The 24571-nt window shown below is 41.6% G+C and carries 19 protein-coding genes; 3 read left to right on the forward strand and 16 right to left on the reverse strand.

The genetic code is table 11. The annotated features are described in order from the left end of the window. Positions 1-73 precede the first annotated feature (73 nt). Positions 74-1573, reverse strand: a complete 1500-nt coding sequence (locus tag BN3795_RS22385) for a type IV secretory system conjugative DNA transfer family protein (RefSeq protein ID WP_232730014.1) — start codon at positions 1571-1573, stop codon at positions 74-76. A gap of 66 nt (positions 1574-1639) precedes the next feature. Between BN3795_RS22385 and BN3795_RS22390 the strand changes: the two genes are divergently transcribed. Then, positions 1640-2713, forward strand: a complete 1074-nt coding sequence (locus tag BN3795_RS22390; RefSeq protein WP_249413056.1) for an RNA-guided endonuclease InsQ/TnpB family protein — start codon at positions 1640-1642, stop codon at positions 2711-2713. Between the two features lie 61 nt (positions 2714-2774). On the opposite strand, the gene BN3795_RS22395 is transcribed toward BN3795_RS22390, so the two are convergent. The 9 genes from BN3795_RS22395 to BN3795_RS22430 form a co-directional block, all read right to left on the reverse strand. Next, a complete protein-coding gene (locus BN3795_RS22395; protein WP_068786904.1) occupies positions 2775-3263 on the reverse strand; it encodes a hypothetical protein in 489 nt (162 codons plus the stop codon). Between the two features lie 39 nt (positions 3264-3302). After that, positions 3303-4316 (reverse strand): replication-relaxation family protein, encoded by a 1014-nt coding sequence (locus BN3795_RS22400; protein ID WP_068786905.1) that lies wholly within the window; start codon positions 4314-4316, stop codon positions 3303-3305. Between the two features lie 241 nt (positions 4317-4557). Beyond that, complete coding sequence (locus tag BN3795_RS22405) at positions 4558-5199, reverse strand: hypothetical protein (protein ID WP_068786906.1); 642 nt, start codon at positions 5197-5199, stop codon at positions 4558-4560. Between the two features lie 97 nt (positions 5200-5296). After that, the gene (locus tag BN3795_RS22410; RefSeq protein WP_068786907.1) at positions 5297-6544 is read right to left on the reverse strand and encodes an FtsZ/tubulin family protein; all 1248 of its coding nucleotides are present in this window, start codon (positions 6542-6544) and stop codon (positions 5297-5299) included. Continuing rightward, the gene (locus tag BN3795_RS22415) at positions 6541-6906 is read right to left on the reverse strand and encodes a hypothetical protein (RefSeq protein WP_198524801.1); all 366 of its coding nucleotides are present in this window, start codon (positions 6904-6906) and stop codon (positions 6541-6543) included. Before BN3795_RS22415 ends, BN3795_RS22410 begins: the two co-directional genes overlap by 4 nt. 80 nt (positions 6907-6986) lie before the next feature. Next, a complete protein-coding gene (locus BN3795_RS22420) occupies positions 6987-7562 on the reverse strand; it encodes a hypothetical protein (RefSeq protein ID WP_068786909.1) in 576 nt (191 codons plus the stop codon). A 178-nt stretch (positions 7563-7740) separates the two neighbouring features. Continuing rightward, positions 7741-7911, reverse strand: coding sequence for a hypothetical protein (locus BN3795_RS25715; protein ID WP_198524802.1), 171 nt, complete (start codon positions 7909-7911; stop codon positions 7741-7743). A gap of 12 nt (positions 7912-7923) precedes the next feature. Further along, the gene (locus BN3795_RS22425) at positions 7924-8388 is read right to left on the reverse strand and encodes a hypothetical protein (RefSeq protein ID WP_068786910.1); all 465 of its coding nucleotides are present in this window, start codon (positions 8386-8388) and stop codon (positions 7924-7926) included. 427 nt (positions 8389-8815) lie between these two features. Further along, the gene (locus BN3795_RS22430) at positions 8816-9241 is read right to left on the reverse strand and encodes a prepilin peptidase (protein ID WP_068786911.1); all 426 of its coding nucleotides are present in this window, start codon (positions 9239-9241) and stop codon (positions 8816-8818) included. Between the two features lie 137 nt (positions 9242-9378). Here BN3795_RS22430 and BN3795_RS25720 point away from each other — a divergent pair, with 137 nt between their 5' ends. Beyond that, complete coding sequence (locus tag BN3795_RS25720) at positions 9379-9489, forward strand: putative holin-like toxin (RefSeq protein WP_197070091.1); 111 nt, start codon at positions 9379-9381, stop codon at positions 9487-9489. Between the two features lie 158 nt (positions 9490-9647). Here BN3795_RS25720 and BN3795_RS22435 read toward each other — a convergent pair whose 3' ends face one another. The 5 genes from BN3795_RS22435 to BN3795_RS22455 form a co-directional block, all read right to left on the reverse strand. Next, positions 9648-12047: a CARDB domain-containing protein gene (locus tag BN3795_RS22435; RefSeq protein ID WP_068786912.1), complete on the reverse strand. Its 2400-nt coding sequence runs from the start codon at positions 12045-12047 to the stop codon at positions 9648-9650. Between the two features lie 86 nt (positions 12048-12133). Continuing rightward, entirely contained in the window at positions 12134-13012 is an 879-nt protein-coding gene (locus tag BN3795_RS22440; protein WP_408635062.1) for a copper amine oxidase N-terminal domain-containing protein, read from the reverse strand. A gap of 263 nt (positions 13013-13275) precedes the next feature. Continuing rightward, positions 13276-13500 carry a hypothetical protein gene (locus tag BN3795_RS22445; RefSeq protein WP_232730016.1) on the reverse strand — a complete coding sequence of 75 codons (225 nt, stop codon included), beginning with the start codon at positions 13498-13500 and terminating at the stop codon, positions 13276-13278. Between the two features lie 386 nt (positions 13501-13886). After that, entirely contained in the window at positions 13887-16931 is a 3045-nt protein-coding gene (locus tag BN3795_RS22450) for a metallophosphoesterase (protein ID WP_068786914.1), read from the reverse strand. Between the two features lie 179 nt (positions 16932-17110). Beyond that, complete coding sequence (locus BN3795_RS22455; RefSeq protein ID WP_068786915.1) at positions 17111-18103, reverse strand: exodeoxyribonuclease VII large subunit; 993 nt, start codon at positions 18101-18103, stop codon at positions 17111-17113. A 546-nt stretch (positions 18104-18649) separates the two neighbouring features. Between BN3795_RS22455 and BN3795_RS22465 the strand changes: the two genes are divergently transcribed. Further along, on the forward strand, positions 18650-19714 hold the full coding sequence (locus BN3795_RS22465) for an MBL fold metallo-hydrolase (RefSeq protein WP_068787036.1): 1065 nt from the start codon (positions 18650-18652) through the stop codon (positions 19712-19714). Positions 19715-19931: 217 nt separating this feature from the next. On the opposite strand, the gene BN3795_RS22470 is transcribed toward BN3795_RS22465, so the two are convergent. Beyond that, on the reverse strand, positions 19932-24566 hold the full coding sequence (locus BN3795_RS22470; RefSeq protein WP_068786917.1) for a fibronectin type III domain-containing protein: 4635 nt from the start codon (positions 24564-24566) through the stop codon (positions 19932-19934). Between the last annotated feature and the right edge of the window lie 5 nt (positions 24567-24571).

Consider the following 24571-nt stretch of genomic DNA (forward strand, 5'->3'; position numbering starts at 1 on the left):
ATTACCTCCATAAATTTGTTTTTGGATGTTTTTGGATATTTGAAAAACCTCAACACAATTAGCGCTGAGGTTCTTACTCAAATGGATCTTCTTCTGTGTTTGTCGTTGTGTAATCGAAATCATCTTCGTCTACATACGGTTCATCTTGGATAGGGTCAGATATAAATTTCAAACGAGAAGTAAAAGTTTCTTGATTAGGCTGCGCATCGAATGCCACATTTCCATGTTCAAGTTTAGCGCCCCTGCTCTTGATTACGGCACCAAATCCTCTCCACCATCGCCGCTTTACTTCCCATTCCCGCCGCTCTTTCCAGTCCCTCGGAACAAATGAACCTTTGCCTATTTTCGGCGGTAAAGGTGTGCCATCGTCCAGCAGCTTCGCCACGTAATGGAATTTGGGTAGTCCATCCATCATCTGCGTGTAAAAAATACGGTCTTCTTCTTTTTCCGTGTCCCGGTAGTTCTCCGGCAAAAAGTTAGGGAGTAATAATTGCTGTTTAAATGTGCTTTGACGCATTATGATTTGTTTCTTCCCAAATTCCCGACTAAATTCAACAGCATCTTGATAAGATAGACCGCCAAAAGCGATTTTGTTTCGGCAACTCGTCATAATGGATTGCTTCATGGCCTTAGCATTGATCTTGCCAGATTCGACTTCTAGCTGTCCCAGAGACTGGATAGCAAATATTCCGGCTGTTCGATATTCGGCTGCAATGGATAAGAACAACTCCACATCAGGATTAATATATCGGGAATACTCATCCACGATCATAAAATGCGGTACGCGCGTGCGCTCTGTGCCCGGCCTGCGGAATGTTCCGCTCTGCAAATGCATCACGACGAACTGACCAAAGGCATCCCCGGCTTTCCGCAATTTGCCCATGGCCGTATTTACAGCTAATACACCGCCAGAAGCAAAATGCTTGTCCATGTCGAAATCGGATTGTCCGGTCAAGATTGGCTCCAAATGCCGGTTAGACGTTAAGTTCTCAAGCTGGGCGCGAAGCCCGATAACAAATTGCTGGTATTTTTCTTTTTGCGCTCCAAGCAGTTCCGATTGGAAAAACTGAACCAGATCAGATTCACCCTCTTTAAAACGAAGTTCCTGTACCTTATCCTCCAACAACCGTTGATCTCGCATCGTTCGGAGTACATCGCCCAGGTTAACATCATCCAGGTAAAGACGTTTTAAAAGCTTGGTAATATTCCGTCCGGCTAGCTCCTGCACTGTAGCAAAAAATGCTTCCTGTTTCCCGAACATAGATTTAAGGACAGTAACCGTAGCTTCTGCTACGTCGTCCTCGTCGCCTTTCATCACCGGAAACCGCGCGCTATGAGTTATTGTGGGATCAACATGGACACAGGGCATATCCATCTCACCGCACATTTCTACTACCATTGCCGCAACATCACCTTTAGGCTCCACAACAGAAAGTCCTAGTGGAACCCCCTTCTTCTTCAGAAGCAGCAACTGATAAATCATTGGCTTGAGTAAAGTGGCTGTCTTTCCACAGCGGGTAGGGCCAACAACAAGCATATGCGTGAACATATCACTGCCTCCCCATTGAATCATGCTCTCACCTTCCTTTCTATTGATTAATTTATTCAATAATTGTGGTATAATAGATTGCAAAGGGGGGTGATTTCCTTGCTTTGCACGATGAAGATCAAACTGTTGACGGATAGTGAACAACATCGAAAGTTATTGGACACCATGAAACGATTCAATGAAGCGTGTAACTACATCAGCAAAGTTTCTTTTGAATCCAAAACGTTCGGTAAAATTGGTATCCAAAAGCTTTGTTATTACGACGTCCGCGAGCGCTTCGGTCTGTCGGCGCAGTTGGTTGTCCGCTCTATCGGAAAGGTTGCAGAAAGTTACAAAACTGAACGCAAGTCCGTCCATGCCTTCCGCGAATTTGGGGCCGTCGTGTATGACCAGCGTATTCTGTCCTTCAAAGGGCTGGAGTACGCATCTATACTTACACTTGAAGGACGCATTGACGTCCCTATGATTATTAGCGCCTACCACAAAGGCGTATTGCAGGGCCGCAGGGTTCGCGGGCAAGCCGACTTGATTTTACAAGACGGATCATTTTATCTCCTCCTTGTGGTTGATTTGCCGGACGGAACACCGTTTGAGCCAGAAGGCGTAATTGGCGTTGACCTTGGTATTGCGAATATCGCTGTTGATTCCACGAGCGAAGTATTTTCTGGTTCAAAGGTTAACAGCATTCGCGCTCGTCATCGTCGTTTGCGAAAGAAACTGCAAGCGAAAGGCACCAAATCTGCTAAACGCTTGCTTAAAAAGCGTCGCCGCAAAGAACAGCGTTTTGTACGCGATATAAACCACTGCATTTCCAAGAAGATTGTTGAGAAAGCCAAAGGCACTCGGTCTATGATTGCTCTCGAAGACCTCAAAGGTATTCGGGAACGGACGGAGAAGACGGTTAAAAAGGCTCAGCGTGCGAAACATTCTTCTTGGGCGTTCTATCAGCTTCGCCAGTTTATCGAGTACAAGGCTAGACTGGCTGGTGTACCAGTGGTTTTGGTTGATCCGCGCAACACATCCCGAACATGTCCGGAATGCGGACTGATCGACAAAAAGAACCGAGCGACCAGAGATACATTCCATTGTCAATGCTGTGGGTACGCTGCTCCAGCCGACAATGTGGCTGCTCGTATCATTGCGAGCAGGGCTACTGTCATATAGCCAAACGCGGCAGATTTATTCTAGCTGCAAGCTCACGGCTTTAGCCGTGTGGTTTATGACCTCAATCCTTCATAGGTATTTCTTCACCCAAATTCAGCCGAATCTCTGTCTTGGAGGAAATAAATAGACGTTTAAAACTTTTCCAACGATCGGCTGCCGTAGGTTTGACATGGACAAGTTGTTGCTTGCTCACATTGCCTCGACGGTTTTTCAAATTGTGTTCGAGTCTGCAATTGGCAAAAGTAAGGAACGAGGACAAAATGAGTGCTGCTATAAAGGCTGTGTGCACGGTTCCTGTTATCGAAAACGGAAAGGATAGAGTCGCTATAATCTCCTCTTTCAGTCTGAGACACAACGCTATCCCAATCCAAAGCAGGCTGGTGAAGAAGTAAATTAGCTTATTCTCCCGTTCTAACACCCAACCGTATAAATAGATGATTAAACCGACGATGCTAAGTGACCAAGGAATAAATAACGGCCAACCCGGTAAGCGCCAATACAAATAAGCCCACCCGCCAAGAGTGAGCAATAAGCTTACGAATCTGATCATGGCATATAAGTTTCCTTTCAAATCTTCGTTCAAATGAATTCAAAGGGAATTCTTTGAAATACCCACAATATCCACATGTGCTGCGGTTGATAACTCCTGCTTGTAGTGTTCAACTTCCTCCTCATAACAAAAAAGAAGGACTCTTCGTCCTACTGTCTGGCTTACACCTATGGAGTAGTTGGTTAAACATCGTTTCAAAGTCATCATGTTCATCGTCAGGAGTTCGATGACATAGGGGTCTTTCCACGGACCAATCCGTTCTTTTTGCACCAGTCCGTATTCAAATCCGTATTTGCTGGAATGGCCAACTTCTTTCAGTTCTCCGTATGGTTCAAGCAATTTCTGTAGCTTTAAAAACGTGTTTGTCAGGATGTATTCCCTCGTGATTTGAATCCCCCACTCATTGAACGGCAGCAAGTGAACCGGGATACCACCTGTAACTAAATTTAGCTTCTCACTCATGGTTTCAAAAGCATGTTTAACGGACTCGCTCTTGTAATAAACCAGGAATCCTCGCAGTTTCATGTGCTTTTTGATCTCGTTGATGATCTTGATTAACGTTTGTTCCCTGGCATCGGGCATTAGGATGTAGATCATATAATCCCCTTTGTCACTTCTGAACCCACCGACCGTTAGATTACCACGGTTGAGATTGTATTTGCGCTTGATCTGGCGAGAGTCCATATACGGCACTTCGGGGATCTGCACGAATAGCTCGTTCGCATCGGTAATGTACTGCCGTTGTTGAATTGACAGCCCCAAATCCCTTGCTCGATAGTTCTTGCTGTCCAATAAGCCACGTTCTATTAACAAATCCATTCCCGCTTCGGTTAATCGAACATACGCCGCCGTAACTGTTCGACCTGCGGTTCTCTTACCGTACACATTCGTAGTTATGAGTCCTTCCTTCTTCATGATATATAACCGTTTATGTGCGTACTTCTCACTGGCAAAATGCTTCATCGTAATTTGCTTCTTCGTCATTTCCCGTAATTCATACAGTTCCTGCAATATACTCAGGTCTCGGTCTGTCCATTCACGTTGTCTTGGCATGTTTACCTCCTTTCTGCTGGAAATTCACTGCCCCGCTTTCTAAGGCACATCGTCTTGTCAGGGACGGTTTATGGGTTAATGAACGGGAGGCGTAGGACGGGGTGCTCAGAGTCTAACGCTCAACTGCGTTTCGCGGTAGCCTCTTCCCACCTTTCCGCTCCAGCCTTGATTTCTTATCGGGTACAATCCAATATCCAGCACTTATTTCTAAGAAGTTCTTTCTGAAAATAACGGGTTCAACTCATAGGGGGTGTTTATCGGGTTCAAACATACCCGAAAAATCATGGCCGGCCCGATACTTTTCACGAATATTTTCAATCATTTTCATAGCATTTTGGGAAGGTGTAACAAAGACTTGAACATGGTTTTTACGCTTCACATCCAAGAATCCCGATTCCATAATTTCTATTTCCTTCCACGAATCATCTTTGATCAATCCAGCATATCGAATCGCGTTTATTATTGCGCTACGGTTACGATTGTCTAGGTCACGAATCAATAAATCCTCAAAAAAATGACAGATATAAATAAAGGCCGAACTCAGAACAGGAGTTTCTGTTTGGGAAGCCGCTACTGCTTCCATTGTGGCCTGAATAGTAGCTTGAGTGTAGTAGTCCTTAATTTGATTGCCGTAATACTTGTCTTTCAGATAAAGCGGCAGCATCCCTTGATACGAGAAATGATAAACTGGATTATCTCCCAGCATGTACGTTCTATAGATACATGGTGGATACGCCTTCGGATCAGGAGAGGTACTTTCTGGCAGCATCGTCCTCCATTCTGATAAAGCCGTTCCTAATTTGAAAGAAAGCTCTACTGCCTGTTTGTACATCTCCTCCAACTCTTCAGTTCTTTTTCGAGTACGCTGCTCCCAAAACGACATCTGATTCACTCTCCATTTTGGTACTAAATTGTATGTGCATCACTTATCACTTTTATCTGCCGCATTATCTGCTGCACATAGGCACATCTGAAGCGTATCACTTCAGGCTGTTTAAAAAATCAAAGGGATCGGATTTCTCTTGGGCTGTTTTTGGTGCAGGTTCTTCTTCAAGCAACGCCTCCAGATCAACTACCGCTTTCTTATCCCTAGACTTGACTCGTGCTAGCGCCTCTGCAATGGTATCCGTCTTCTGGCTACGTTCTTCCGCTCTGCGCTCCAGTTCGGCCAGCTCTTCCGTCAGTGTTTTCACGCTATCGGGAAAATTCAACCCTGCAAACACACTATAGACTGTTACTTGCCCAGGCTGATCTCCAACATAGGTAGCCACAGGGTTCTCATCCAAAATAGGAGTACTCTCTTTCAGGAATGATTGAATCTGCTCCACAAAAGCATGAGTGAACAAGCGCTTTGCCGTAGAACTATCGGCTACAATACTAATTGCGCTGCTTGTTGCGTCCTGAAGATCGTAACCGGCTGACAACTCTCCGTTTAGCACACTTTGCTTGATCGCTTCCATATATGTTACTGGAGAAGCCAGGTCAACAGACTGAGCGGAAAGAATGCACTTACCGATGTGTAAGCAGCCACCTGTCTTAAGCATGTTCAACCATTCCGAAGCATCAAAGTGATAGCTACCATATGGCTTGTAGCTGGCTGTGACAGTGTTCAGATCGTGGAGCAGCCGTGCCACATGGCGATTACATGAATTCATGAAATCCTCCACACTCTGATTTTTATTCAAGCCAGTTTGGAACAGCTTTTCATTGTCCACTACAACAATAGCTCCTAAGCCTTGCATAGCCCGCTTAATCACTTGCAGACGTTGCAAGGCATTGTCTAGAACCTTCCGGCCCTCGTCTCGACGTGGCAACGTAAGCAACAAACCAAAGCGTCCTGCAAAGCCCTTTCCGTGAAGCAGGCGAATAGCTTCAATAACCGCACCTGTTCCTGTACCGCCGCCTAAACCACAGCAGATGAAAATGTAATCCCGGTCATTAAAGTAGCTCTGCACAGTCTCTGTAATAGTTTCCTTGTGAACATTGAATGCTTCCTGCCCAAGCTGAATATCCCGACCTACTCCACGTTCAAATCCTGGCAGCTTGATTTTCTTGATATTTGGATAATCTGGCAGTTTGAGAAGATCCATCTCATTACTGTTGATCAACAAGGCCGTATAAGGACGCTGCTCACTTTTGGCAGATAACCGCATTCCAGCACATGCATGAGCAATAGAAGTACCTCCCATCCCTAACCCCAGAAATCCATACTTCAAACTGATATTCATTGCTCCGCTCCCTTTCGTTTGATTCGTTCTTGCATCAGCTTATATTGCCTATAGTTGAGTAGTTCTTCCCCTAACGGGGATAATGTGTATCGTTTGGATTTTGCTACTTCAGCTACCTTGACCAGCGATGCTCCCTCTAACATCGCTGCTGCTTCATCCAGCAAATGCCTTGATCTAATCGGCAATTTTTCTTGCCCCGCATCAGGATGTATCTGTTTGTACAAGGCGTTGGTTACATCCCTTAGCTGCTCCTTCTGTACAGGTCGTTCTGCCATCCTGAGAGCTGCCAACATCCACATCATGTTTTCGTTCTCAGCGGTAGCCGATAGTAGCGCATCCAAAATGGCTTCTCTGCTCATCAAGATTGTTCACCTCCCTTCACCTATTAGCAAAAACCAAAAAAGCCTCTACCCGAAGGCAGAGGCTATTGAACGGTATTTGTTCATCTTCTTATCAATCTTCTACGTTGCTCTTCTAACATTTTACGCATGGTTTGCTCTACTACACGATCTTTTTCATCTACTAAGAAATACATCCAAAGTTCTTCTATTGTATCTGCATCCAACATGGGTAACAATTTATTCCACCAAAGTAAAACACTCATGTCATCAGACCAATCCGGTTCAGGTAACATTTTGCGTTTTAATACTACATCTCTTAAATGTTGGAAGTAATATCGTTTTAAATATCGGTCTGACAGCGTAAGTTTTTTACCGGATTGCTCTTTATATTTCAGGATACTGAGTTGTAATTCATCCTTTTTGGCTTCAATACTCTGCTCCATCTGTTCCAGCATAGCGTACTCTTCAAGTAATCTTTTCATTTCATTATCATGTAAAGGCTCGTTCAGACTCTTTTCTTCCTTACTCATCAATTGAGCACGTAATTGAGCATTGATAAGTCTGGCTTCAGCATTCATCCGTTGTATTTTAAGCTTTTCGTGCTGTAAGTACAGGTTTTCTGCATTATCTTTTAAATCGTTTAACCCATCAAATATTGACGTTTCTAAAATACTCATTTTTTTCTCCTCTCCGTTAATCCTGCCGCCAATGGCGGTGTAGGATTAACACCGCCATTTTACGCCAGGCGAAGGGCGAAATTTATTTTTGTAAAAATAGAAAAAGCCAATGATTACAGAGGTTTCCTGTACATCGACTTTCAAAAAACAAAATATCAGATATTTATAAGTTTTCGACTTACGAACGAGCCTTTGCCGAACGTTCAACCTTCATTTTAGCGATGGCTTCACTGATGGTTCTGTCACGTTCTAGATTGTCACCAGGAACCGACGAGACAACATAGTGTCCATCAGTTAAACGGCGAGCTGCTTCATCAATACTCTCCTCTGGATACTTCATTCTTTCCATGATCATCACCTCTTATCTTAAGTATAACATAACCAGTTTTCTGGCGTTATCTTCATTAATAATCATTCGACCACTGCCTATAGGCGTTGCCAGCATATTTCGAGCATAATAGGCAATCAAATGTGTCTTAGCATCAAATGCTACAAACCCCTCTAAGCCAAGATCAATGCTACGTTGACATGCAAAGGCAACTAAAGTCTCTCCTACAAAATCGAATATCTTGTCAAAGCGATTATGAGGTGCGCTTTCGATCAAATGAATATACACATGATCTACTCTTCGTTCCAACGCAATGACTCCTTGTATGTCATTATTCCCTCGAATTACTAATTTGTATAATTCTACGTTCTGGTAACTAAAATAAATACTCCAATTAAATGCCTGATCCCAGCTTTTCATACCTCGTTTTACATCTACAGGTTGCAAGGGAAGAAAGTCAACCGGATACAGTTCTCCACTTTTGACGTGCAACAGCAAATGAATTACCTCCTCAGATAACTCATCAAACAAATACGAATGGCGCACACTCCTTTCATTAAATATAAAAAGCCGATCTCTACACGGAAGATCCATGCAAAAATCGGCTTTATAAACTAAAATCAGAATTTCCATAGGTGCATATAAAAGCACAGATAAATCTTTTATCAGAGCCTTTCGGTACCCTTCTTCCCTTGTTCTAAGCAAATGTAGATTTCGGGAAATAATATACTGTCCTACTTTTTCCTCGGCTTGAAAGCCTGTAGGTGAGGCATTACACTTATTTGTCCCTAAGGGACTAAACTCTTGTCTCCAGCAAAATCGGGAGTATAGAGGTAAAAAATAATTACAAGTGTATTATAGCATTAGAAACTTGAAAGTGCAATCATATGTTCCCATAATAGAATGCTTTCTTTTTTTTACTAACTCATATTCCTCCAATTATAAATAGAAAATATGCCATTAAATAGAACGGTGCTAATGGAAGTTTTTCCATTTCACCAGCCCATTTGAAAATTATAGCAAATAGACAAGCAAACGTGAGCATAATCATTAGAAACAACATTGCTTGCTGCCAGCCAAGAGCCATACCTACGGCTGCCATTAGCTTAATATCTCCACCGCCGAATGAATCAGTTTTTAAGACAGCAAATATATAAAGCAAGCCTGCTCCAATTAAAACACCTAGCAAGTAATAATAAAAAGGTTGTTCATTATGGAATAGCCGAAATATAAGGAAATATCCAATCCCTATACCACTCAACCAATCAGGTATGATTCTATATCGCAAATCTGTATACGTAGCTATTCCTAGAATAATTAATAGCAGAATCGACTCCAGTAAATTGTTCATGCTCTTCCTCCTAACCCTCTACTAATAGAAAAAGCAGCCTCCGAAGAGACTGCTGATGTTTGTTCATGCTATAATTGAAGATGCAACAGAAAGGCTATATGGGCGGTCGGCTAACCTCTCGGAAGGGAGGTGATGCCATGGAAGTTAAAGACGCTTTAACAATTATGATCGGTTTCAGTTCGCTAATTATCGCGCTACTGACGCTGGTAGTTACAATTGTTTTAGCGATCCTTAACCAAAAGAAATAGACCGCCCCTCCTGAGAAAAGGTTTCGGTCTTATTTCTTAATAAGCATTATCTTTTCTTAATGCCGAACCGCCCTTAAAAGCGGCTGTTGCAGGGGACGGTTACCGCCGCCCCTTTCTTATTTTTATTATAAATCTGAAATTACATACATGCAATGCCCTTATTTGTACCACTCCGATGTATCTCGCTTCGTCTGCCAATCATCATACATGCTACCGTAAATGGTTATTTTCTTGATGATGCAAGAGGATAAGTCATTCTGTCCAGCGTGCATGGCTACAATTTTAAACGTATACTCTCCATCCGGGGCTTTGACATCCGTATAGAATTTTCGTTCATAGATGTCAAGAAACTTCGATTTGAAATGTTCTTCTGGAAGCTCCCATGTTGCTGTTTTATCATTTCCACTTGTCTTAACTAGACCAATGCTGGTCACATAATCACCGTTGGTGTCCCAAATATAGACCCTAACCTCAGTAGGCCCTTTTAGCTCACCCCCAATGGGTTTAGCCGTCCCTTCTAAGCCTTTAGGGACTTTGGTTTCCCAATCTGTGGTGTATTTTGTCGTTGCTTTGATCTCTACACCATAACCGGCACGCGTAACCTCATTTGGATTCAAGCCATTTTCCTCAGCCCAAGGAATGATTTCCCACGAACCTCGGCTTTCACGATCTGATTCCTTCTCTTCTTCCGGCTTCCAAGGCGGGGCTGTAGGAATTCCCTGCTTTGTATTCAGTTCAGCCGAAACGGTAAGCTTTTCATTATAGGTTACTTTTCGATTCTCCCAAATCGGGTCGCTGTAATCCGTGTAGCTTTCCGTAGAAGTATGTCGTTTACCTTCTGAGTCCGTCCAAGACACCGTTCTGGTCTTGGTTGGATAGCCTGTAATCAATGGATATGTCACATCCCACGTTGCCTCCGGCTTCGTGGTATCACAATAAGCATCGCCGCCATTCTTGGTTACAGAGCAACCAGTAACGGCTACGTTATTAGAACGATCTTTATCTTGTTTTTCCTTCTCGGGGTCTACATGAACGCTTAAGGTATGGATACCCGTATTTCCTGTCCACTTGAAGCCGCCTACAGTAATCGGCGTATTAGCAGGCATGTTCTTTCTGGTTTCATAGATGGTCTTCTTGCCATCTTCCATGAAGCGTATCAGGACATTGGAAACATCCGTAGTCCCTACATTCTTCACCTTTGCTGTCACGGTAGACGATTGACCTACAGTCAGCGCCGATGGGCTGGCGGTAATGGATTGGGCGATCAGATCGTTCGCCGCCCCCTTGCGCTCGATCGTCCAGCCACCTTTGATCTCGTTATTATGGTACGCCTCATTCGGTGATTCCAGCGCTCTGTCTGGATGATTTGGGTTGTTTATCGTGACATCAGCTTTGATGTAATATGTGCCTGGATCATCGCTGATCTCGATCTTGCCAAGCATATAACTGTACTCTTTCCCTACAGTGAATTGCTCTGGCAAATCCTTGTACATGGACGAGAGGTTAAAGTTGGTAGAAACCGCACCGCCGATAGTAACCTTGGCTGTCATTGGCATTCCACGTTCACTTGCATAGTCACCGGAGATAATGTCTTCATCGCCGTCATAACGGAACTTGACCCAAAGCTGACCACCTTCAGTTAGCGTGAGCTTGGTCGGAACATAGTCCATATTGATATCATCTGCCAGTGTCACACTCTCTATCTGAGTACGTCCGTAGCCATCGTCCACGATAATGTCTACCTCATTTCCAAGTACACGTGACAGCTCTTTACTGGCGATCTTAACGGTATTGCTGTACTCTGTATCGGTTGTGGTGATTGATGTAAGCTTCACACGCTTAGTCATGTCAGGGAATGCACCTTTGGGCAACGCATATACATCAACTTGGCGCAGACTGTTATTAACCCCAGCAGTTGTGAAGCTTACTGTTAGTTCCTCGCCTTTCGTGACTTTCAAGATAGGCCAAGCAGTAACATTGAAATAGGCATGGCCTTTGCCATCAACCTTTTGGGTGCGGTCAAACTGGACACCCATTCGGCTGACGATACCAGAGGTGCGCAGAAACCTGTAATTCCATTCCAAAACATAGTAGTAATCATGATCAGAATCATAATCCGTTCCGCGTACAGTAAAAGTATCTCGAAAGTACTGTTGTTGCTTCTTAGATACATTCATGTTACCTGACCATACAGCATCGAATAGTTCACCTACAGCAGCCTTACTTTTGTATGTTAGGCCAAAGCCGTTTTTATCCGAGAACTCAGGATCTCCCGGTTTTTCTTTTACCGCGAATACATCGTAGTTATCTATAGTTTTCTTTTGACCGTTTGCAAAATTAAAAACAGCTTGCCATTGATAAAGTTTCCAGAGGTTATCTTTTGCATCTCTACCCAATGCCGGAACAAACCCCACAAAACTATCTCCGGTTTTACCGTATTCCCATAATCCAAAGGCGTCATTTACATGCTTTTGTAACATTGGGATTCCAGCAGCGTAGACTATTGTTGATATCAGCATACTTATTAGTAGTATTACAATGCTTACTTTTTTCTTCATTCACATTCTCCTCTACCAAAAACTGAAAAGAAAAAGAGCCTACGACTTTTAATCGCAGACTCAAAATGTAAATTGAATCGTTTAGCTTATTCTAATTTCTGTGCAAGCTTCTGTACTTCGGTCAATGGCGCCGCAGAACCATCACCAGTATTTACTACAATGGCATCGTTGACATTACTGAACAATGCCTCCAAATCTTCGTTTCCACTACTATCTAAACTTATCATATATCCTTCTTTTTCATCTCTGCCCGGATATATTTTTGTAAGCATGATGTATCCCTTCCCTTTTCCAATATCAAAGGAATACGTTTTCCCAGGAACAAATTTAGTATTCCCCGCATATCCTTGCGCTCCTTGTGGAAGGGTAAAAGTCAGCTTTCCATTCTCGACCTTCATATTATCAATAAACAACTCTTTTGCTAGCTCTGTATATCCAGCCTTCCACTTAAAGTCCGTGCTGTACATGTTATCATCACTCGGAACCGGATCTGGATCGGTCACTTCTTTTCCTGTACTAATGCTAACCAACTTATTGCTTTGATTCCAATTAACTGTGGCGCCAAGTGCTTCACTGACAAAGCGAAGCGGTACAAACACCCGGGAACCTTGAAGCCGGGCTGGTACATCCAATTTAACGATTGTGTCTCCAACCAATACGATATCGGAATTAACCGGCATGCGAATCATCTTTCCGTTGAGTTCAACGTAAACCACTCGCTCTACCCGACTACCTGTTGTCTCCTTTTTATAGTCAACTTTTGCACCTAATGCCTCAGATACAAAACGGATTGGGATCAACACTCTATTGTTTTCAAAATAAGGCTTTTCGTCCGGAAACTTTACTGTCTTCCCGTCAACCTGCACGGTTACATTTACTTTAGCTGCTGATACAGAGGATACAGCAAAACTAAATACCATAAGTACACTCATCAATATTAAATATACTCTCTTTTTCAAAATCATCATCTCCCTTTCACATTTAGGGGCATACGCATACCCTATTGATTTCTAAAAAACTCCGAATACACAACATAGATTCCATTATAATCCAAACGACAATATCACTCAATTACCTTCAATTAATTCTCCCTCCTCTATATTGAAGCCTCTATAAAATGCGAAAAGCTCCACCGGACCTAAGCCAGTGGAGCCTAAAGATTTGTCATTTGTAAATGTCGCCGCGTATTTCAATCCACGCACTCACAAGGAGTGCGACGATTGCTTCTTTATGGTAAGTCAACCTGTAGCCCGAATTCACGCTTAGCTTCCTCCCCTGAAACAAACTCAGTCAAAGCTTTTAGTTGTCTCAGTTCTTCGTCGCTCAACGGTTCATTATCTGGTTCCAACCTGCTTATTTCATCCCAACCCATTTTATTCTCAGAACGGTCAATTAGGTATCGAAGGAAATCATATGCAGTGTTCTGATCTTGCTCATTCAGATGATCAATCAATTTGTACAAATCCCTTTACGAGCCACCGTAGTCCTATCATTTCATTACTTAACATCTCGCTCATTGTATCATCATTTGGTCACTAAAAGAAAATACCCTCCAAAAATGAGGATATCTAAAATGTAAAATAATTCCATATTTTGATTTACAGCTTCGCTACTAGTTTAATTCTATTGTATACCTTGTGACGAGAAAATGCAAGATCGTTTGTTCGCATATTAGAACCGAGATGATTGTGAACATAATATCCGTGTATATGGTACATGCTGAAGTGAATAATATAAATTGGTGAATAACATCAGCGTGGCTAGATGACATGCCTTCCCCCTGTTGTAAATAGGTCGTTTTTACAACGGGGAACGACCAGTTGGGGCAGGACCAACATGTTATTCACCCCTTCTTTTTCTGTATCTTTGACGACTTATTATTGATTTTGTACGATAGGCAGGGTTGTTTTTAAAAAACGCCTCGTTAAGTCTTTGAGTTTCTTTATAATCCATTTCCTTAAAGATGGCTGCATTCGCAACCAGTCGTTTTATCATAACTTTAAGTATGGGCTCCTTAGCAGCATCATTCATTTTTATCGCAGCATTTACAAAATCGTTAGCACTTCCCTCAAACTCTAATGCAAAAAGTTTTTGTAATTCATATAGATGGTTAGTCTCGCATCTTTCCGGGTAAATAGCAATATAATTAAATGTGTGCTCCTTAACAGCTTGTTTCATTGATACTTTGTATAACTCCAATAAGAAAGACATAGCTATCCACTGAAGACCCTGAACAAGATCCTTAGTTTTAGCAGGCTTTTGTTTAATATATTGCTTATCAGAATGGTATTTGAAATAGTTTACATAATTCTCAGCTTCTTCATCTATTTTAGTAACCCAAACATGGAATATCTTATTAGGTAATTCATAGATTTGCTTAACAAAGTTTTCCTTTTCCTCTTTTCTCATCAGATGTTCAAAAATTGGGAGACATCTTGCAACAATAGATAACAATTGGATTGCTCTTATCAATTTATTTCCAAACTCTTCTGCTTCCTCTTCGGAATAATCATATATATTTAATACCTCAATTTCGCTCAGCGCTGATTTCTCATCCTTAATTACAGACTTTTGGTGTTGTGTAGTCGCATCAGCAGCAGGAAGCTCTACTTTATGATCTTTACTCCACTTCATAAAGTCAGGGATGTTATCTAATCTGAATTCGATCCAACTTTCGGTAAAATTATTAGCCATTTCTAATATGAATCTAAGAATACGAACATTATCAGTGATCAAGGTTAAGAACAATAATATGTCACCGTTCATCCCGAAACAAGCATTCTTAATGATGTATTGTAAATCTTTATCATTACCTGTTTCGTGATATTGAATATTTAGATGACGTGCTACAAAAAAAGCTATATAACTATTATTGGAAAATACATATGAATTTTCATCATCAACTAGAGGCGTTAATATCTGTGATTTTATAAACAAATCAAGTGCTTCATTTACATTTACATTAGTACCATATTCTTGGTTATAGTTTTCAATACATCTAAAGATCATTTCGCTTGGTATTGGATATTGTTTTTGAAAATGAACATTATATGCTATTGCCGATAACAACATAAATGCTTTTTCAACGGAAATTTTCGTCTTGAATCTACTAAGTGCATTTACCAAATTAGCCTCAAATACCTTACTAAAAATATTTGTAGTTCGTGAAGCAGCGTCTCCAACATTCTTACAATAATACGACACATATTTTAAAATAAAATCGGGATCCAGTCTGATAAGTCTTTTCTGAGAGTTTACTGTATCAGAAATGCTACGCACTATTTTATTTTTTAATGTAGGTTCTGTTATATGACAAGCCACTGATTTTTCTATTAATTCATTTCTCTTGTCTGCATAAAACAATGTTAATTCATATTTGAAAATGGAATCAGATGTTTTCAAAAATTCTTTCATTTGCTCAATAACATCTAAGTTGTAGTTTTTTTTCGAGGAAAAAATAAAATAAGAAAACTCATTTTGTACTGCCTCAATTAGTCTTTCAAAATGATCCGGCACAAGAAGATCTACATCATCAATTATAAACACCTTTTTTTCAGTAGGTATCTGCTGGAATCTTTGAAAATCAGATGGATTTTCACCGTAAATATCCTCGAAGCAGTTTTTCAAAATTCGTCTAGGATTTCCCTTCAAATTCTCTGTACCGCAAAACACCGGCGTATATCCTTTTTCGGATAAAGATAGAAACAACCATTTTAATAGCGTAGTTTTCCCAGTATTATACTGGCCATAAATCATTACTTTCTTCTTAACTAATATCTCATTTACGAATTCTTCATCTGTTAAGAATTCATTACTTTGGCCAGTCGATAATTCAGCGCTTTCAATCCGTGGAAATACAAAGTATTTTGTAAAGTCATTAGACGATTCTTGTTTGATATCATTAAGCAGTTTTAAACGATAATCTGAACTCATAACAAGTGTTCGTTCTTTAGATGGTTTATTAATAAGTTTATAATCGTTCCCAAAAGTAACTTCATATTGTCTTTGTTGCTGATTCCATTTGTAGTTTTTCAAGGAATAGTTATGCTCTTTCTCTCCATCTCCTTTTACACTTAATTTTCCAATTAGGAATTCACTGTTGCTCCAATCTCTCCTTTCACTTAAACAACCTCCAGCATGTAAAAGTGCCCCTCCTCCATGTTGATTGGATACCACTGAAGCACCCTGATAATGCTTATGACCATAAAAAATCAAGCTGCTTTTAGTATAAAGAACATTTTCCAACTCTTGCATTGTTGGATCAAGAAACCAATCAGTTGGATGATGCATTACAGTAAGAACGAAATCAGCCCCAGTAGGATTGTTTATGCTCTGAATAACATCCGGTGGAAGATAATGGAGCCCCTTATCTTCTTCCAAAGTAGAGAATATAGCACTGTTTAGCAAATTAACTTCTACAGTAAAGTTTGTATCTAGTTTATACAATTTCTGACAGTATAACTTGTTTTCTAAAAATAAATTATTGCGCTTTGCGAAATTGAAGAAATGAGTTTGACGCTGCAATTCAACATCAATCTGTTTAGTGTATCCACCACTCCTACTCAATTCAACAAGATCACTAGTACGAAGTGGAGAATCTGACATGTCAACATCATGATTTCCTGGAACCACCAAGATGTTTATCTTATGATGATAATCACATTCATCTTTTATAAGGCTTATCAGTCTTCCAACCATTTTGTAAGCAACATCGTATTCATTAGCTTTACCTGAATTAGCTACATCACCAGATAATATTAAAAATATTGACTCAAACGGTTTGTGGGATCTGACTGCATCGATAATCTTCTTCAAATGAAAATGATTTAAACTAAATTTACTTTCCAGATGAATGTCACTCAAATGTAAAAATAATATGTTCAAAGAAATTCTCTCCTTAACATTTTTTTTGCACTAATATTTTCAATCAATATTTGCTTGATATACAATAGCTATATCTCTTTAAGAAGAGTGCTAGGTACACTTTCACCAAAACATTATCATTCGCTTCTAAATCAGATTTACTGGAATGTTCTCCCCCCCGTTGCCCGTTGCAGAAAATTTTAGAAGTATTTAATAAATATAGTCATCATTACGATGAAAATGACTGCTGCTACAACAATTAATAGAATTATTTTACCTTTCCCGTTACTCTTTGATCCAATATAATGGCTCACTGTTTCCTTGTCTGATATATATGGTGTTCTTTGCTCACGAACCACATATCTAGTCTCATTCCTGTATTGCCCCAACTTATCAACTAGAAACTGTGCTGCCTTAGTCGGAGTTGTTTCACAGCGATCCGCTACCTGGTCAGCAAGTGTAAAATTGCTCGTATGTCCTAAGCCGGTAATTACTGGTATTGGGGAATTATAAATTTCCTGTAAGACCTCAATGCTATCAAACACAAGAAAGTCAGTATCCCTACCTCCGCCGCGAACGAGCATTACCACATCACAACCAGATTCTGATGCTTCAAATATTCCTGCAGCAATACTCTTGGGATTGTTAAGTTTCACTTCATATAAGCTGTACACAACACCTTGCCGCCTTTTTAATACTTCCTCTACATCATGAATTGCCTTTGATTGGGCTGAGGTAACTAGAGCCACGTGGCATTCCTGCCTTCCCAAAAAAGAAGAAAAATCATCTTTGTACTTATTCAGGTACTGACTTTCAATAAGTTCTCTTGAAGCAGCCTGCTGCTGCATTGTCCTAAAACTGCTCCCAAATACTTCAATCTGCTGTGGTTTAAATTGTAGAGCACCAAACTTCTCTGAGTAACCGACTTCAAAGTGACCAGTGAATATGTAGGTTTTCTCACGCTCAAGTTCATTAGCAAGTTGTTCTGCCACCTTCATTTGAATCTCTGTACCATCTTCATCAAAAACAGTAACAAAGCTTGTCCCATACCTACCCTCATTAATAAACTTAACCTCAGCAACAATGGTATACCTTCGTTGCTCTAAGGAATTTCCAACGATATTCCTGATTTCTTTCAGTTCTCTCTTATATGCCTCTGATAGGTTGTCCTTAGATAAAAGAGAATTACTCATTTCTGTATCTACTCCAATTCATGTATGCTCACCAAGAAAACATATCCTACCAAAAATCAACATTATCTGACGCTCAGTATGTATTTTCGCCATAAGGAACCATTTTCCTGCTGTTTTAATGAGTCTATATACCTATTTTTAGACCTCGAGACTATCTCAATGAGATGATAGAAAGTTAATCAATAAAACATCCAAAAAGAAGGACTTCATGCAAATATATGGAATGAAGTTACAGGGAGGTGAAATAATGCTGACTTACATAGCTAAGGCAATAAAGGAGAACAAAGAAGTTATCCTTACACTCAAAGACAATTCCAAAATTTCGGGACTACCAAGTTGGGGGGAGGATCGCAGTAGAATTAAGATTAAATCAGATGAACGGTCAATCTGGATACCGTTAAATGAAATCGTGCATGTTACAACCATAATTAACTTCTGCACTACATCTGATACATATGCTACAAAAGAAGCTTCAAACTAATGTCTGGATACATCTTCCTTTATTTGATAGACTTAGGTCAAAAGGATCATTCACGGAGGATGATTATGAAGAAGAAACTCACATCATTATTCTTGCTATTAGCATTGATTGTTTCATTCATTCCGGCAGGGGCTGACGCTCATCCAGGAAGAACCGATTCCAAAGGCGGGCATACTTGCAGAACAAACTGTGCCAAATGGGGCCTTGAAGATGGGGAATATCATTATCATAACTCGGATGGAACGATAAAACGGACAAATACTACAAATGAAGCCAAAAGCACTACAACTCAAAAGAAAGAGACACCTACCAAGAAAACAGATTCAAAGGCTGCTGAAATTGTATTACCCAAGAAACAAGCAAGCGGAACCTTACAGGTATACTTTTTGGACGTAGGCCAAGGGGATTCCACATTAATAGTAACCCCCAAGCATCAATACATATTGATTGATGCTGGAAATAACGATCAGGGAAAAAATGTGGTGAAGTACCTGACTCACCTTGGTGTTAAAACCCTTGATGTAATGATTGCTACTCATCCAGATGCAGATCATATCGGAGGTCTTGACGATGTACTGAAGGCATTCGATGTAAAGGAGGTATATGCCCCTAAAGTGAGTCATAACACAGTGACTTTCGAGGACTTTCTCACTGCGGTAAAGAATGAAGGACGTACTATCAAGACAGCGAAAGCTGGAGTTTCTCTTGAACTTGAAGGAATAAATGCTGAATTCCTCTCTCCTATTAATGATTACGGGGATGAGCTAAACGATTGGAGCGCTGTACTGAAGGTAACTTATAAGGAAACAAGCTTTCTATTTGCTGGAGACGCAGAATATTCGGCTGAGAAAGACATGTTGGCTGGAAACAGCAATCTAAAGGCAGATGTTCTAAAAGTAGGACATCATGGTTCAAAAACATCAACGAGCAAGGCTTTTGCTGATGCTGTTAGTCCCAGATATGCGATCATTTCAGTTGGAAAGAACAACTATGGCCATCCAGATTCGGGCATCCTAGCTAGGATAAAAAATATAAATGCTGTAGCCTACAGAACCGATAAACAAGGCACTATTACAGCGGTGAGTGATGGTAAAAAGATTACATTTGTTACAACAAAACAATTGAAATAAGGAGCCGATTCACTGGCTCCTTTTTCTTCATCTACTTTTGCGATGTCATTTATGGTCGCTTAACTTGTATATATACTGTTGGCAACATTTCAATCCACGCACCTGTGTAAGGTGCGACAAGCACCGCTTCAATAAGAGGTCTCCCCATTACTGAAGCGGTGCTTCCGCTTTTGAAGTATTCGATTGATGTAGTAGCCAATTATTGATCAGATGTCAACTAATCCAGTATGCCCAATGCACGATAGATTAGTGCAGCACATTCAGCCCGCGTCAAGTCGCGCTTTGGCTTAAACGTCTGATCTGGATAACCGGTTATAACTCGTTCAGTAGAGAGAGCAGCTACCTCCGGTTTCGCCCACCAAGCAATTAACTTCGCGTCTTTATAGTTGGCTTGAGCCGCGGGGACATTGCCTTGATATGCCGCATTAGCGATCATCTTAGCCGCTTGCTCCCGTGTGATTGGGTCTAATGGCCGGAACTCCTTCGCGCTGATCCCTTTGGCGACGCCATTTAGCACAGCGGCGGATAGTTCTGGTGCATACCACGCCGTCCGTTGTACGTCCTCAAAGGTAAGGGCTGCATCAGAGGCTTCTTGTAACTCCAAAGCTCGTACGAGCATTGAAGCAAACTCCACGCGAGTCACTTGGCGGTCCGGTTCAAAACTTGTTTCGGATACCCCTTTGACAATTCCCTTTTCGTAAAGGGCAAGAATTTCGTCCTTAGCAAAGCTCTGGTCAATGTCCTGAAAGCCTGGCTGGCTCGTACCAGTTTGGGAATCACTCCCTGTATTCGGAAGCGTAGATTCGTTCTCATCTACAGGTGTCTCCGGTTTCAATGGGCTGCTTCCACCACCTGATCCACCAGATGATGGTACAGGTAGTGTCTGGCTGGTTGCCGATTTAGGCTCTGTTTTATCCCCAGCACTATTTTCCGTCCACACCTTAAAGGTATAACTTTCGTTGGGCGTGAGATTTCGAACAGTGAAGGTTTTGTCCTTCCCACGATGTAACTCTTTACCATTCAGCGTATAGACGAAGGTTTCGTTTACAAGTTGACTATCAATCTTAATTGTCAACGTCTGCTGTGTAGGGTCAACAACCGACACAGCAAAGTCAGAGGACGGCAGCGTTACAAACGGTGGAATCGGGGCTGCTTGACCTTCTCCAGCATCGTTAATCGGGATGATTATCCAATCATTGTATTCCTTCGCACTTTCCAGGCCTCCGATCTCTTTGGCCGTTTCCGGGGCTGTGATAATGCCAATAACATTGCCATCACCATCGACGACCTTGTACTGATCAGCACCTTCAACTGGATCGACAACGATCACTACAGAGTGCTCGCCTCGGTCTCCAACAGTGATTGGTTGACTCGATTCCGGATCGTTCGGATCGATTCCCCATTCTGCCGGAAGAGTGCGTTGCGTGAAGCTGGATTTTTTACCTTCGCCAGTCTCATTCACGGCGGATACGTAAACAGTGTGAGTGGAGCCAGGCTTCAGATTTGTGATAGTGTAACTAGTTTCTTTTGTCTCTCCAATGATTTCATCCTGCTCGTTGTGAACTACATACTTCGTTGCGCTAAAGACCTCGTCCCAAGCCAAGGTAAACTGAGTGGCTTGAACATTGTTTATCCGCACATCGGGGCTGGCTGGCAATGTTAATAACGTCTCAGCAGCAGCCTCCCCATACCCCGAAGCATTACCGGCTTGCACCTTCAGCTGATAAGTTTCCCCAGCCCGTAAGTCGCTGAGCGAAATGTCAGTCCCAGATGTCTCAAAATACACGTCATCCGTTACTGTAACTTTGTATTTATCCGCTCCTGTTACTGGCTGCCAACTAAGCTTCGCCGTTGTATCGGAAATGTCTGTAATCAATAATTCACCCGGTTTGTCAGGCAAAGTGCGGACTGTTACTCTGTTGGCTACGCCAGTACCGCTCCGGTTTTCAGCGTAGACTTCAAATGTGTATTCAGTGCCTGAATTAAGAGAATCGATTTCAAATTGCTTTGTTTCAGGAGCCAATTCCTTTTCCTTCACTCCGTTCACCAGCACCACATATTTCTCAGCACCACGAACCGTATCAATTGAAAAGTTGACCACATCTTTACCAATCTCATCGACAGTAATCTTCGTCTTGCCCGGAAGCGTCAAAACCCCATTAAGATAAGCGATATCACCGAACCCAGATTCATTCTTAGCTGAAATCGAGTAATCATACTCTGTTCCGCTTTTCAGACCGGTGTCAGTAAAGGATAGATCAGACCCGCTATATCGACTTACTGCATCACGCAGCACTTCATACAGCGCTGCGGTTGGCGATGCCGTCCATGACAACTCCACTTCTGTTTCTCTGATCTGAACGGATTGGAATTCGCCCGGAGCTGCTGGAAGAGATAAAAAGCCAAGTACACTACTCTGACCAGCGCCACTTGCATTATGAGCAGTTACAATTACAGTATACTGCTTGCCTCCCTCTAGTCCTGTTACTTGATGTGTTCCAGCGGTGTTAAGCTCCTCCTCATAAACAATATCAGATCCCTCTTTGATAGTGAGTTGGTAGCTTACAGCGGACTCAACATCATCAAACGAGACATTGACCTTCCCACTGTTATTTGGCACAAATGATACCTTCAAACCATCAACAGGAGCCGGAAGAGTGAGCACTTCAAACTGATCACTCCATTCCGTCGTCCCTACATAATTAGTCGATTTAATGCGGTATTTATAAGTTGTTCCAGCAGCCAAACCATCTTCTCTAATACGGTCTGTCGGATAATCCAACGTCCAAGATTGTCCAGTTACAGTGTTCTCAATTTCGTAACGATATCCACCGCCAAATGAACCGCTTGGCAGTGACCATCCGATTTCAGCCCAATCATCCCCGACTGAGTTCAAATGTAGTGTGGGAGTTACTGGTTGCTTCTGATATTGATACGGCCCGGATACTGTAGTTACTTCATTTCCTGCTAAATCTGCTGCTTTTGTATGAAGATACCATTCACCTTCGCCGGGAATGCTCAACTGTAATTGATCAGAGTCAGCTGTTTCCCAACTAGTAGGAGCCGATTGGGAGTTACTTAACTTATACTTTCGCTCATTTACGTTAAGGCCAGAGAGTTGATCCGACCACCGAAAAGTCAAGCTTATTGGATAACTGGTCCACTCCTGCTTTTCTGGTGCGGTTGAAATAATCGGTGCTGTCTTATCAAGAATGATGGTGCCGGTATAGGTTATCTTGTCGATTCCCTCATGACCGTCATCTGCTTGAATTGAAATGCCGGTATACATACCTTCTGGAATCTCACTTGTTGACCACTCCAACTGCCAATCCCCCGAAGCAGTTACACTTGTTGAATTAGTGATACCTGCCAATGCAGCGGTAATCCTAACCGAATCTCCGTCTGAATCACTGACTGTGCCTTTGAGTCTAATCTTACTTGCAGACTGATTCGCCGTAATATCAGAGGAATCCACCGTAAGCACCGGGAACATATTAGATGTGGACTTTCGGACATACCAATAACCATCTGAATGAATTCCGTTATCCGGGTATGTTCCCTCTTTATCTACGACATTTGATTGTACTAACGCCCCCCTAGTAGGTACATCAACACTGTTGACATATTTGTTATATACCTTGATATAAGTACCTGTACGAGTTAATTCCCCTGGTGGCTGATAGTAAGTAATATCCCATCGTCTTAAGTAGTGAATATTTTGGTTATCTACTGTCGCGTACAAAGTATATAATTTATCATCTCGACTTGTGTAAATGTAACTTTCCTTCCCCGGTACTGTGTACCTGCCACTAATCGGGTCAAAGTTATACGTTATTGGCCCAGTCCATATAAAACCATATTTAAGATCTTCATCACCCTCATAAACCCAATCAGTCTCTATATAATTATGAGTTTTTGATACAGTATACTTATCCCAAAAAAATAGGGGTGTTTTGTCTATAGTCAGAGAGCCATTGTAACTAGTTGTTACTACACCGCCACGCCCATCATCTGCTGTTATCATAATGTTCGAGGAAGTTCCTGTGGCTGAAAACTCCGCCGTCCGCCAGGTTAATGACCAATTTTTAGCCGATGAAGTATTCGAAACGAAAACTTGCTTTTGAACGCCATTGATTGTTGCTCTTATTGAAAGAGTATCATTATCCGAATCAACTGCCGTACCGGCGATAGTAAATGTGTCAAACCCAGATTTCAAATTTATACTTTTATTTCCGGATTGAATCACATCAATTTGAGGCAAAGAGTTAGGAACTTCTGCACCTTTTACATACCAGAAACCATCCGAATGGATACCATCATTGGGATAAGTACCATCGATAGCTTTTATATCTGAGGCTACCAATGTCCCGCGTGTTTTAGGAGGGTTGGTTGTTAGTTGATATACACTGTAACTTGATCCCTCGTTAGATGATTCGTATGGTTTATAGAACTCGATTCGGACTGGGGTATAATAAACATTATCCCTGTAATAGGCGGTGTTAGAGTATCTGGAATTTAGTCCTCCGCCCCATCCATATACATTGAAATTTCCCGATCCATCCACTGATATATAACCATACCCGTCTTTCCAATAATCATTGTAGATCCTGTAATAGGCTTCATTTGAGTGCAACCAATCACCGCTGTAGACACCTGAATCTATCCAAGACTTGTACACCTGCCCTGATGCAGTACCATCATTGATAAGTGACCACCCGGCTGTGTTTACATTGTACTTATTGTAGTAATAATAAACGGCTGCATCACTCTTTCCAGCTCCAACGAAAGTCATCCCCGAAAGTACGATTGCAAACGAGAATATCAAGTACGCTACCTTCTTAAACCAATTCACCTTAT

The organism is Paenibacillus phocaeensis (assembly GCF_900021165.1).
GTDB classification, from domain to species: Bacteria; Bacillota; Bacilli; order Paenibacillales; family Paenibacillaceae; genus Fontibacillus; species Fontibacillus phocaensis.